General features: G+C 60.9%; 9 protein-coding genes. 6 read left to right on the top strand and 3 right to left on the bottom strand.

Going from position 1 to position 12,919, the window contains the following annotated elements:
• The first annotated feature begins 120 nt into the window (after nucleotides 1–120).
• The 6 genes from AC1AV0_RS03725 (at nucleotide 121) to AC1AV0_RS03700 (ending at nucleotide 9,365) form a co-directional block, all read left to right on the top strand.
• Nucleotides 121–846 carry a LytR/AlgR family response regulator transcription factor gene (locus AC1AV0_RS03725; RefSeq protein WP_476571229.1) on the top strand — a complete coding sequence of 242 codons (726 nt, stop codon included), beginning with the start codon at nucleotides 121–123 and terminating at the stop codon, nucleotides 844–846.
• Entirely contained in the window at nucleotides 843–2,171 is a 1,329-nt protein-coding gene (locus AC1AV0_RS03720; RefSeq protein ID WP_476571227.1) for an ATP-binding protein, read from the top strand. The genes AC1AV0_RS03725 and AC1AV0_RS03720 overlap by 4 nt, the downstream gene beginning before the upstream one ends.
• Nucleotides 2,172–2,467: 296 nt before the next feature.
• Nucleotides 2,468–3,994, top strand: coding sequence for a family 43 glycosylhydrolase (locus tag AC1AV0_RS03715; RefSeq protein ID WP_476571225.1), 1,527 nt, complete (start codon nucleotides 2,468–2,470; stop codon nucleotides 3,992–3,994).
• 13 nt (nucleotides 3,995–4,007) lie between these two features.
• Nucleotides 4,008–4,676 carry a hypothetical protein gene (locus tag AC1AV0_RS03710; RefSeq protein ID WP_476571223.1) on the top strand — a complete coding sequence of 223 codons (669 nt, stop codon included), beginning with the start codon at nucleotides 4,008–4,010 and terminating at the stop codon, nucleotides 4,674–4,676.
• Nucleotides 4,677–4,744: 68 nt separating this feature from the next.
• Nucleotides 4,745–7,630, top strand: a complete 2,886-nt coding sequence (locus AC1AV0_RS03705) for a glycoside hydrolase family 3 protein (protein ID WP_476571221.1) — start codon at nucleotides 4,745–4,747, stop codon at nucleotides 7,628–7,630.
• A 424-nt stretch (nucleotides 7,631–8,054) separates the two neighbouring features.
• Nucleotides 8,055–9,365 (top strand): ATP-binding protein, encoded by a 1,311-nt coding sequence (locus AC1AV0_RS03700; protein ID WP_476571219.1) that lies wholly within the window; start codon nucleotides 8,055–8,057, stop codon nucleotides 9,363–9,365.
• Nucleotides 9,366–9,443: 78 nt separating this feature from the next.
• Here AC1AV0_RS03700 and AC1AV0_RS03695 read toward each other — a convergent pair whose 3' ends face one another.
• From AC1AV0_RS03695 to AC1AV0_RS03685, 3 genes are all read right to left on the bottom strand, one after another.
• Nucleotides 9,444–10,028, bottom strand: coding sequence for a GNAT family N-acetyltransferase (locus tag AC1AV0_RS03695; protein ID WP_476571217.1), 585 nt, complete (start codon nucleotides 10,026–10,028; stop codon nucleotides 9,444–9,446).
• A gap of 272 nt (nucleotides 10,029–10,300) precedes the next feature.
• The gene (locus AC1AV0_RS03690; protein ID WP_476571215.1) at nucleotides 10,301–10,915 is read right to left on the bottom strand and encodes a hypothetical protein; all 615 of its coding nucleotides are present in this window, start codon (nucleotides 10,913–10,915) and stop codon (nucleotides 10,301–10,303) included.
• A 175-nt stretch (nucleotides 10,916–11,090) separates the two neighbouring features.
• A complete protein-coding gene (locus AC1AV0_RS03685; RefSeq protein WP_476571213.1) occupies nucleotides 11,091–12,776 on the bottom strand; it encodes a beta strand repeat-containing protein in 1,686 nt (561 codons plus the stop codon).
• Nucleotides 12,777–12,919 lie beyond the last annotated feature (143 nt).

Below are 12,919 nucleotides of genomic sequence, written 5' to 3'. Positions count from 1 at the left end.
TCGCGTAGCGATACGTTTTCCGTAGCGCTACGCTCCATGTAGCGTACATCACCCCTCGAACATCACCACACCGAGGTCGTAAGTTATTATGGGCTCGGGGCATCGAGGCTCCGACAGGAGGTGATTGAAGCGGTGATACAGGTCGCCATTGTCGAAGACGAAAACGAATACGCGCGCACGCTGGAGGATTACCTCACGCGTTACGGCGAGGAGATCGGCGAACGTTTCGTCGTCACCCGCTTCCCCGACGGCGAAGACATCGTCGCGAACTACCGCACCGCCTACGACATCATCCTTATGGACATCGAAATGGCCTCGATGGACGGCATGACCGCCGCCGAACGCATCCGCGACATCGACCACGAAGTCGTCATCATGTTCATCACCAACATGGCCCAATACGCGATCCAAGGCTACAAAGTGGACGCGCTCGACTACGTGCTCAAACCTATCTCATACTTCGCGTTCACCCAACGGCTCGGCCGCGCGATCTCCCGCATGCGCCGCCGCGAGGAGACCTACGTGACGATCACGGCCAAATCAAGCACCAGCCGCGTGCCCGTCTCGTCGATTCTGTGGATCGAAAGCAGCGGTCACCGCCTCGCCTACCACACCAAGGAAGGCGTGTTCGAATCCACCACCTCATCCATGAAAGAGGTGGAGGAGCGCCTGCGCGACGAAGGCTTCTTCCGCTGCAACAAAGGCTATCTCGTCAACCTCGCCCACGTGCGCGGCATCGAAGACGGCTACGCGAAGGTCGGCGGCGACCTGGTGATGGTCAGCCGCGCCAAACAGCGCGAACTGCTCGACGCGCTCGCCAACTATCTGGGTGCGGTCGCCAAATGAACAGCGTCGGCGTCATTCCCGATATTCCGAAAATCTACACGGCGCTCGCCGAATGGCTGTCGTGCATGGTGATCATCACGCTATGCGTGCGCAAGCTGCCCCGCCTGCGGGACGTTGCGGTGGCGGTGGTCTCGCTTGCGGCGCTGGTTCTGGTGCAGATCGGCATCGGCATCGTGCCGGTGGCCCTGTGGTTGCCGGGCATGGCGCTCGCGCTGGGCATCATGCTGCTGACGATATGGGTGTGCTGTCGCTTCACCGCCGTCACCGCAGTCTACTGGCTGATGCGCGCGTTCCTGCTCGCCGAATTCGCCGCGTCCATCGAATGGCAGCTGTACTTCCATATGGTGTCGCGGTACGACTGGAGCCAGGCCGTTTGGGTGCAGGCGCTGATGCTGCTGGTGGTGTATGGCGCCGTGTTCGGTGCGGTGGTGCTGCTTGAGCGGCGGCCCGACCTCGCCGCGCCCGACGTCACCGGCCATGAGCTGCTGACCACGGTGATCATCGCGGCCACGACCTTCACGCTCAGCAATCTCAGCTACGTCTCCACCGCCACTCCGTTCACCAGCACCATCGGCACCGAAGTGTTCAACATCCGTACGTTGGTGGGCTTCGGCGGCGTGGCCTTCATGTACGCCTTCCATATCCAATTGTGCGAGAACCACGCGCGCAAGGAACTGGACTCGATCCGCAACCTGCTCGACATGCAGTACGCGCAATACCAGCAGTCGAAGGAAAGCGTGGCCGTCATCAACCACAAATACCACGATCTCAAACATCAGATTGCGGTTTTGCGCGCCGAAAGCGACCCGGGGCGGCGCGAACGGCATCTCGACGACATCGAGCAGGGCATCAAGGAATATGAGGCGCAATACAAAACCGGCAATGCGGTGCTCGACACCATGCTCACCGCCAAAGGGCTGGTGTGCGCGAAGGACGGCATCGAACTGACCTGCGTGGCCGACGGCACGCTGCTCGCGCGTGTGAGCGAGATGGATGTCTGCACGATATTCGGCAACGCGCTTGACAACGCCATCGAATACGAACGGCGCATAGCCGACCCCGCCAAACGGCTCATCCACGTTTCGGTTTCCGAAGCGAACGGCTTCGCGCTTGTGCGCGTGGAAAACTATCTGATGGACGCGGATTCGGATGGACGTGATGGCACCGCGAACGGCGGACTGCCAACCACCACCAAACGCGACAAGCGCTACCACGGTTTCGGGTTGAAGAGCATCCGCCACACCGCCGCCAAATACGGCGGCACTCTCACCGTCGGCCCCAAAGACCACTGGTTCGAACTCACTGTGCTCCTTCCCTTGCGCTAGCCGTTGGTCGTTTCGGACGTGGAGATCCCTCGGCTCCGCTCGGGATGACGAGTAAGGTATTTCCGTCATTTCGAGCGGTGTTTCGTTATTCCGGGCGGGTCCTTCTCGTTATTCCGGGCGGGTCCTTCTCGTTATTCCGGGCGGGTCCTCTCGTCATTCCGAGCGAAGTCGAGGAATCTCCCACTTCGTTCGTGCAATAAACTTTCCGTTTGTGCAACGGGCCGCCGCACCGCGCCCGACTTTGCGAATATGGTTCCAACATCAATGTGGAGTTTTCGACGACGAAGGAACCGACCGTGAACAGTCAAGCGCTCAACCCCTATCTGCCGGGCGGCGAGTACATTCCCGACGCGGAACCGTACGTGTTCGGCGACCGGGTCTACATCTACGGCTCGCACGACCGCTTCGGCGCACCGATGTTCTGCATGAACGACTACGTCACCTGGTCCGCCCCCGTGGATGACCTGAGCGACTGGCGCTACGAGGGCGTGATCTACCGCAAAAACCAGGATCCGAAGAACCGCCTCGGCCTGCGCCTGCTGTTCGCGCCCGACGTGACCGTCGGCCCGGACGGCCGCTACTACCTGTATTACGCCTTCGACTTCATGGGATTGATGGGTGTGGCCGTGGCCGATAGTCCGGCCGGTCCGTTCGAATTCCACGGCCACGTGCGCTACCCCGATGGCACGTTGTGGGGCCGCCGTAAGGGCGACTCCTTCCCCTTCGACCCCGGCGTGCTGGTGGACGACGACAATCGCGTCTACCTGTATTCCGGCTTCTACACGCCCGTGCCGTCCATCGCGACCGGCGGCCGCAAGCTCGGTTTTGACGGCGGATACGTGCTCGAGCTCGAATCCGATATGGTCACCATCAAAACGCCGGAAAAGCTGCTGTTCCCCAAGTCTGGCCCCGGTTCGTTCGCCGGACATGAGTTCTTCGAAGCCAGCTCGATGCGCAAATACGACGGCCGCTACTACTTTGTGTACTCGTCCCGTCTCAACCATGAACTGTGCTATGCCGTCTCCGACCGCCCGACCGAAGGCTTCGAATTCGGCGGTACGCTGGTCAGCGTCGGCGACGTGGGGCTGGGCAATCATGTGGACGAAGCGACCGCCTCGAACTACACCGGCAACACCCACGGCGGCATGCTGCGCATCGGCGACGACTTCTACACCTTCTACCATCGCCAGACCAACCGCAGCTCCTACGCGCGCCAAGCCTGCGCCGAAAAGCTGGAGGCCGCGCGCGACGAGCGGGGCGTCTGGCATTTTGCCCAAGCCGAAGTCACCAGCTGCGGATTGAACGGCGGCCCATTGCGCGGCAAAGGCGCGTATGAGGCGCGCATCGCCTGCAATCTGTGGAGCGCGGACGGCGCGGGCCGATACGACGGGTCGAATCCGAAGAAGCGACTCGCCGCACATCCCTACTTCACGCAGGACCGGCGCGACGTGAGCCCGGCCGCGGTCGGTGCGGAGCCGGTCGCCATGCAGTACGTCGCCAATATGCGCGACGGCGCGGTCGCCGGATTCAAATACTTCGACGGACTCGACCAAATCTCGTCGATCTCGGCCACGGTGCGCGCCCACAAGGGCGACGGCGCTCGCGGACCGGCGCAAGGCGAGATGCGCGTCAGTCTCGACCCGGACGGCGGGCGCGTCATCGCCGCGATCCCCGTGCAGGTGGGCGAATCCGCGGCAGGCGGGACGTGGCGTGCGTATAGCGCTTCGGCCGATACGTCCGCGGTAGGAGAGCGGCCGGCCGCCCTGTACTTCACGTACCGGGGCGAGGGATCCATAGATTTCCAGTCGTTCGAACTCAATTAAAGGAGGTGAAACAATGACGCAGAACACAGTCGGAATCAATGTTGAGGGCAACGTCGGCAGCGAAGTCGTCGGTGAATCCGGCGTGGGCGGCAACACCGTCGTGCGTGCGATTAAAGGCTGGTGGGCGGCGTTCGACGCCAAGCATCACGGGCTGGCCGAGTTCATCATGTTCTTCATCGTGTGCAACGCGGTGACCGTGCTGCAACTGGTGCTGATGCCGGTGCTCAAATGGGCGTTCGGCTTCACCGCGCTGGTCGACACCACGTTCCGGGTGCTTCCCGTCGGGCAGAGCATCGACGGCAGCGCCTACTACGTGTTCGACTACGCAGCCGGTTCGATCGCGGCCGGCGGTGGCGGCGGACTCGCGTACTTCCTCGCCGTGGAGATCGCGATGGCAGTGGCGCAGGTGATCAACTTCATCACCCAGCGCAACGTGACCTTCAAATCCACCGGCAATGTGTGGAAGGCCGCGGCTTGGTACGTGCTCGCCTACGTGATCATCACCATCGGCGCGGCCGCGCTGCAGGGCCTGTACAAGGCACCGCTCTACGGCTGGTGCATCGGCATGATGGGCTCCGGCACCGGTGCCACGGTCGCCGACTTGGTGACCATGCTCATCAACTGCGCGATTTCGTTCTGGGTCTTCTACCCCATCATGAAGATCATCTTCAAGCAAAAGTGACGTTTAACTGATCGGGCGGCGCAACCGCGACGTCCTTACACCTAGAGAGAAGTCCAAAGGAGGACGACATGAAAGAAGGCAGTGGCGGACAGCTCGCCATGTATTGCATGATCGGCATTGCCGTTCTGGCGGTGATTATCGTCATTGCGGCGGTGGTGTTGGCGTTGGGCACACGCAAACGTTACCGGGAGGGGCGTGCCGTTAAACACCTCAAGGTGGGCAACGGTATTCTGGGGTCGCTAGGCGTGCTGCTGCTGGCCGCAGTGGTGGCTCTTGGCGTCGCGACGAATATGTTCGCGAACCAGCTCAACAATGTGTTCTATGTGGGCGCGGTCGGTTCGGAGGAAGTCGACACCACTGAAGATGACTGGAAAGATTTGGCTCGACAGATCGGGCAAGAAGGCATGACGCTGATGCGCAACAACAATGAGGCGTTGCCTTTGTCGTCGGGCGCGAAGGTGAATCTGCTGGGCTACTACGCCTACAACCCGTATTTCAGCGGTGGCGGCTCTGGCCGTGTGTCGGCCACGGAGGATTCCGCTGATGTGCTGTCCTCGCTGGAAGATGCGGGCATCGAAATCAACCCGGCGCTGCAGTCCGCCGGTGTGTATGAGGTGCTGCCGCCGGAACCGGTGCAGATCGGTTTCCATGTCTCCCCGCTGACGGTCAACGAGGTGACCATCGACAAGTTCACCGGAGACGCTTCCTTCGAATCGATGAAGGAATACTCCGACACCGCAGTGATTGTGCTGGGCCGTACGGGCAGCGAGGGAGCGGATCTGACCTCTTACGAGCAGATCGATGACGCGAACTATCTGCAGCTCAATGACAATGAGAAAGCCTTGATGCAGCGTGCCAGCGAAACCTTCGACAAGATCATCGTCGTGATTAATAGCGCCAACGCGCTTGAAATGGGATTCTTGGACGAATATAGCGTTGACGCATGCGTGTGGGCCGGATTGCCCGGACCGTACGGCTTCGACGCGTTGGGCAAGATCCTGACCGGTGAGATCAATCCGTCCGGCAAACTTCCGGACACCTGGGTCACCGATAACGACAGCGCTCCGGCGAACGAAAACTACGGCACGCAGGTCGCGTCAAACGCCGAGGCCAGCCATTACGTGGATTATGTCGAAGGCATCTACGTGGGGTACAAGTGGTATGAGACCGCCTACGCCGAGGGTGCGGTGGTGACCAATACCACAACCGGTGAAACCTTCGACTATGGCAGCGACTACGACTCCATCGTGTCGTTCCCGTTCGGTTCAGGCCTGAGCTACACCACGTTCGCGCAGACGATCACTGGATTCAACGCTTCGACGCTGGACCCGAAGGGAACGGTCAGCGTTGACGTGGAGGTCACCAACACCGGTGACGTGGCTGGCAAGGAGGTCGTGCAGCTGTACATGACCGCGCCGTATACCGATTACGACCGCGAGAACGGCGTTGAAAAGGCCGCCGTGCAACTGATCGGCTACGGAAAGACCGCTGAGCTTGCGCCGGGCACCAGCGAAACCGTCACTGTCGAGGTGCCGGTTGAGGATCTTGCTGCCTATGACACCTCGCATGACAACGGTGACGGCACGCAAGGCGCGTACATGCTGGACGCGGGTGAATACGTGTTCTCCGTTCGTGCCAATGCTCACGAATCGTTGGATGAGGTGACGGCGGAACTCGCCGAGAGCCACTTCTACTCCGGCGATGATCAGCGTGCCTCTGATGGGCAGTCCGCCTCGAATCAGTTCGATGAAGCCTCTCGTGGCGTGTATCTCAGCCGCGCCGATGGATTCGCCAACTACACTGAGGCGATGGAATCCGTGTCGGACGAAGTAAACTCCACCGCCAACGAAGACGACAAGGATGCCTATGATGCGTCTTATGACGAGAACATCCCGTCGATGACCAAGGGCGTCGACTACGCCGCTGATGGCGATCTGACGTTGGATGACGTTCGTGGGCTCGACTATGACGATCCACAGTGGGATGAACTGATCAAGCAGCTGACGGTCGACGAGCTGAAGTCTTTGGTTGAGGATTCCACCTATGCCTCGCCGTCTTTGCTGTCCATTGGCAAAGATTTCCGTACGGTTGATTCGGACGGTCCGATGGGGATCTCGTCGATGTGGACCACATCGATGAATGGCATCGCCTATCCCTGCATTCCGCTGTTGGCTGCTACATTCAATGTGGATATCGCCACTGAGTTCGGTGAGCAAATGGCTGATCAGACGCAGTATTACGGAACTTCAGGTTGGTATGCGCCTGCGATGAACAACCACCGTTCGGCGTTCTCCGGCCGTAATTTCGAATACTATTCCGAAGATGCGGTTCTGGCCGGAACCACCGCCAGCGCTCAGGTGAAGGCGGCCCGTGAAGGTGGTCTGATTGTATACATCAAGCATTTCGCGCTCAACGACATGGAATCCGTGCGTCATGAGAATCTTCACACCTACTCGAATGAGCAGGCCATTCGTGAGATCTATCTCAAGCCTTTCGAGGATTGTGTGAAGAAGGGCGGCGCGACCGCAGTGATGGCCAGCATGAACTTCATCGGTGATACCTATGCCGGTGCCAACGAAAGCTTGCTGACTGAGGTGCTGCGCAACGAGTGGGGCTTCAATGGCAAGGTGCTGACCGATATGGATCAGGGCGGCATGGCCGAAGGCGCGAATGCCGCGATGCGTGCGGGCCTTGACGGTTGGCTGACTCGCTGGGGTATTTCGGTGCGAGCCGAAAGCGACGCGGATATCTACTATCTGCAGCGTTCCGCGCATAACACCTTGTATGCGATGGCCAACGGCAACCTCATGCCGGTGAACATCGCCAACTGGCAGGCGTACTCCGTCGCTTTGGGTGTGGAGCTCGTCCTGCTGATGGTGCTGTGCGTCGCGGCTCTGGTGCTGCGCAACCGCAAGCCCAAGGCCGTGGCGAAGGAGGTGCCCGCCGCCAAGTGACGGCTCTCCAATAGCTAATCTTCCTTTCTCTCCCTTGCAACGGGCGGTCGGCGTGCATACGTCGGCCGCCCTTTCGTTGTGCTGTCTCGTGATGCAGTGTGTCTCCCGTCATGTTGCGTTAGGCACTTATTTGCCCCATCGCGTTGATCGGAGTCCGTCTATCCTCCATCAAGGCTGAGCGGAACGCAGCGGAGTCGAAGTGTCTTTGACAGATGGACATGTAAGAATCCTTCGACTTCTGCCTAGCGGCCTGCGCTCAGGATGACGTTACGTTGCGATGGTTGCGGCGTCATGCCGAGCGGAGTCGAGGCATCTTACTTAATGACGATTCGGATTATTGTAGTTGGAGGATTCGGATTTTGGTAGTTGAGAAGTTCGGATTTTGGTCGTTGGTGGATGTTCAAAAGTCGAGAAAGGGCGGAATATGGCCGAACAGAGAGCATCTCAAGTCAAACCCGAAGGCTATCGCCCACGCATCGTCGACGATCAGATCGAACGCTACATGCGCATTTTCGGCGCGGTGGAAATCGCCGGAACCAAATGGTGCGGCAAGACGTGGGCCGCACGGCAGCATGCGGAAAGCATCACCTATGTGGACCGCGACAACAATCTCGCGCTCGCGGCCGCGGACCCCTCCCTGATGCTGCTCGGCGAGCGACCCCACGTCATCGACGAATGGCAGTTGGCGCCCGCCGTGTGGGACGAGGTTCGCCATCAGGCCGACGACGAACCCGGCAACAAGGGGCAATGGATTCTGACGGGTTCCTCCACGCCTCGCGACGATCAGCGCCCGCAGTATACCGGTTCCGGGCGCATCGGACGCATCCGCATGAGTCCGATGACGCTGCTCGAAACCGGCGACTCCACAGGGGAGGTCAGCCTTTCCGGTCTGTTCGCAGGCGAGTTCACCCCCACGAAAGTCGAAAGCGATACGACCAAACTGTTGGACATGGTCTGCCGCGGCGGCTGGCCGGAAGCGCAGTCCATGCCGGTGGCCGACGCCCAAGTGCTGATTCGCGAATATGTGCGTCTCACACTGTCCGAAGGTGTGCCACGGCAAGGGAAAGACCCAGAATCCGCGCGAAGGCTGCTTAACTCTCTGGCCCGCAACGTCAGCCAATCCGTGACCTTCGAAACCTTGCGCAAAGATATGTACGGTGCCGAAGAGAATCTCGATGATTTCATCTCCGCCCGAACGGTATCCGAATACGCGGCGATGTTCGAGCGGATGTTCGTCATCGACCCGGTTCCGGGATGGGTGCCGCCTGCGCGTTCTCCTAAACGTTTGCAGACCAAGGCGCGGCGGTATTTCGCCGATCCTTCCATCGCGGCCGCGGTGCTCGGCATGGGGCCGGCAGCGTTGTTGGAGGATTGGCAGATGTTCGGGCTGATGTTCGAAAATCTATGCATACGCGATCTGCTGGTGTACGCGCGCGCCTTGCCGGACGTCGGTGTGGAGCCGGTGCGTTACTACCATGACGATTCCGGTTTGGAACGTGACGCGATCATCGAACTCGCGGACGGGCGCTGGGCGGGCATCGAAATCAAAGCCAGCCAAGACAAGGTGGATGAGGCGGCGGCCAACCTCAACCGGTTGAAAGTAAAACTGACGGAGAGCACGGGCGCGCGCACGAGGACTCCGGAATTCCTGGCCGTGCTCATCGGCATAGGCGACTTCGCCTACCGCCGTAACGACGACATCTACGTCATCCCCATCACAGCCCTTGGCAGGTAAGCGATGTCGGTGATTTGAGTGATCTGTTGCGGTGCGGCGTTTTCCTGTCGTTCCGGGTGATTGAAGAATCCCGAGGCTTCAGCGCGGAAGGTGGAGTTTCATGCCTTCGTGCGTTGGGTGGAAACCCAACTTTTCGTAGAAGCGGTGCGCTTGCGTTCGCGTTTTATCAGTGGCGAGCTGCACCACGGAACAGCCCCGCGATTCGGCGAGCGCGATGGCGTGGTTCACGAGTATCGTTCCGATGCCGAGGTCTCGCCTGCTCTGTGCCACGCGGACGTTCTCAAGAGTGGCGCGAAGGCTGCCCTTATGCGAGAGGTATCGCGTGAAGGTGATCTGCAGATTGCCTATGACGGTTTCGCCGTCGCAGGCGACCAGAATCAGGTTGTTGGCATCGTTCGCGATGCATTCGAAGGCGTCGATATAGCACTGCGGAAGCGGCAGCGTGTATTCCTCCCGAAGCCGCCCCAAGTCGTCGTCCGCCAACAGTTCCACAATCCGCGGAAGATCACGGGCGGTGGCCTCTCTGATGACGATATCGCTCATTGCTGCCTCCTGACGCGCGGTCGAATAGATAGATTCAATGCCGTCCCGGTCGGGCGGGCTCAGCGCGTCGCCTCCGACGACGATAATCATTCGTGCAATTCTATCCGCACCTGTCTGCACGGAAGGCGCGATTCCGCCTTATATTGCCCGTTATTTCATGTCCATCCGCTCAGAATGGCGGGCCTCAAATAGTGCTTTTCGAGTTTGGTGTGTGGGCTTGTTGAGCCTCGTTTGGGTAAAACGATTGATTCGCGAGTTTGGTGTGCGAAATTGACCTTGTCTGGAAAATCCGACACACCAAACTCGTTCCAGCCTCTTTTCGAGAGTGGTTTCGGCTTCGGTTGAGGCGTCATCGGGCATGTTCGCCAGTGACGACGCCTCAACGGGTTGGCCTAGATGGTCATGGAGGAATCGCCGAAGTCGCTGGTGCCAGCGTCGCTGTCGCTGCTGGAGCTATTGCTGCCAGTGCCGTCGCTACCGGTGTTGTCGCCGTCGTTGGACTGTCCGCTAGACTGGCCGTCAGCGGACTGACCGCTCTCGGACGAACCGCCTTGCGACATGCCGTCGGGTGCTTCCATCTGGCCGCTTTGCCCGTCGCTGGACTGGCCGCCGAATCCGCCCATGCCGCCCATATCGCTATCCATTTCGCCCGGCATCTGCATCTCCATCTGCGTGGTCGAGGTCTGCCCGACCAGCGCGTTGACCGCGAACGCGCCGCCCGCGCCGCCGACCAGTCCGCAGGCCAGCGCGATGCCGGCGATTAGAGCGATGGTCTTTCCGCCCAGCGCAAGCTTGCCATTCTTCGCTTGCAGGGCCGCGTTCGCACCTACGCCCGCAGGCGCGGGTGTCGGCGGATACGGCGCATAGCCGCCATAAGGCGCACCCTCATACACGGAACCATACTGGGGTGTGACATACGGATATATGTTCTGTTGTGTGCCTCCCGCAGGCGCGTTGGTGGCGGCGTTCGGCTGTTCGTTGGAGAGAGGAGTGGTGTTGTCGGTCATGGGATGTCCTTTCGTATGGCCGCGAATGAAACGCGGTCGAATGATGGGTGGTTATGTGGATATGGTCGTTGGGTCGTGAGGGTGATTAGTGCTGTGTACTGATGTGACTGCGCGGTTGCATGACCACGCGGGTCGGGGTGCGCCCGCAACCCGCGGCAGCGGCACAACCGCCGCGTTACGCCATGCTCCACGAAGTGGAGGTGCCGAACTGCTCGTCGAAGTCGCTGCGGTCGATGAGGTCCTCGCTGAGTTCGGTGTATTCGCCGGTCTGATCCTCGCCGACGGTGGTGCCGTACTCGCCGGTGACGGTCACGGTCACGTCGCTGGTGCCGGAGACGACGGTTTTACCGCCCGCCACGATGCTCACCGTGCGCCCGTCCTCGTCCACCACGCTGCCGCCGTCGGCCACGTTCAGCGCGGACACCGTCGTGTCGCCGGTCACCACCCAAGTCGAGGTGCCATCCACATTCACGGTGATGGGCGCGTCGGTGGTGGTTTCGTCCGTGGCGCTCGCGTTCTCGGTGATCTCGGCCGCGCCCGTCCAAGTCGAGCCTTCCAACAGATTGAGCGTGACCGACGAGATCGTGTCGGCCGCCACCGTGCCGGCGAGCGTCTGATTACGCCCGGTGAAGGTCACGGTCGCGCCGTTCGAGCCCGCCTGCCCCCAGTTGTTCGCATCGTTGCCGGCCGCGGTGATCAGGGCCGCCTTGTCGGTGTCGAAGTCGAGCGTGGTGTTCGAAAGCGCCACGTCGGCGGTGGTGTTGGTGAAGTAGAACATCGAACCGGATTCGATGGCCGACTTCAACGTGGAATCCTTCGCTTGGAAGGTGGCATGCTCGCCGGTCGAGGTTTCCGCGTCGCCCGAGGTCGACTGGTAGATGATCACGCCGTTGGCGACTGGGTCGCTGGCGGTTTTCTCGGTGATGGTGCTTTCCAGCGTGGAGTCGTTGATCAGTATGGTGTTGTATCCCTCCATGCCGGCGATCTGCGATCCGCTCGCCGTGCCCGTCACGCCGGTCACCTGCACGTCGCCGGTGGAATACAGCAGCGGCGAGCCCGATCCGGCCGTGCTCAGGTCGGCCGTGTTCAGCGAGATCGATCCGCCGCCGCGGTCGGTGGCCACAGTGGCGCTGTGGTCTCCGGCCGTGTCGGCGGTGATCGACGCGGCGAGGATCGTGCCGCCGTAGGTCGCATCGAGTCCGCGCGAGTTATCGGCGGAGGTGGTGATGGTGGTGTTGTTGACGAGTGCGGTGCCCGAGTCGGTGGCGAATACGCCGTTCGACCCGGCCGAGTCGGCGGTGAGCGTGGAGTCGCTGATGATGGTTCGTGACTCTTCGCCGACGGTCAGTGAGATCGAGTTCGTGCCGTAGAAATTGCAGTTGTCGGCGTTGTCGGAGTCGCCGCTTTTGTTCAGGGTTGCGCCGCTGAGTGTGAGCGTGCCGCCGTTTTCGGCCAAGGCCACGTTCTGGTCGGTTTCGCTGGCTGCGGTGGTTTCTCCATTCGATTCGACGCTTTCCCCGTCGGCGGTGAGCGCGGCGGAGTAGGTGCCGGAATAGTCGAAGGTCATGGTGTTGGCGCCGCCGCCCATGCCGCCGGGTTGGCCGGTCATGACGCCGGGTGTGCTCGTGTTCGTCGCAGTCGCGCGGATGAACGCCATGCTCGCTGCTCCGGTGCCGAATCCGACGACCAGCGCGCTGGCTGCGGTGATTGCGGCGATTCTGCCGGTACGTGCCGTGCGTGCGCGGGCCGCATGCGTGCGGTTCCGTAGCGGCTGGCGGTAGGGATCATCGCCGGAGGGGCGGCCATAGTCGGCTCGAGCGTCGCCTGCCGTGACGTTGTGGTCGGTGGTGAAGCCGTTCATTCTGTTATTCCTTTCGTGAGTGCCGCGGCTGATATGCCGCCGTGATCAACGAAGTCGGTATGGTTCGGCGGATGGTTTCGCGCCGCACCATGCTCGGTGGTCTGCATGCGCTAAATGGTTTACGTGTGTTCAATGGTCTGCAT

Source organism: Bifidobacterium sp. LH_558 (assembly GCF_056356295.1).
This window is presented reverse-complemented; position numbering and strand designations above follow the sequence as displayed.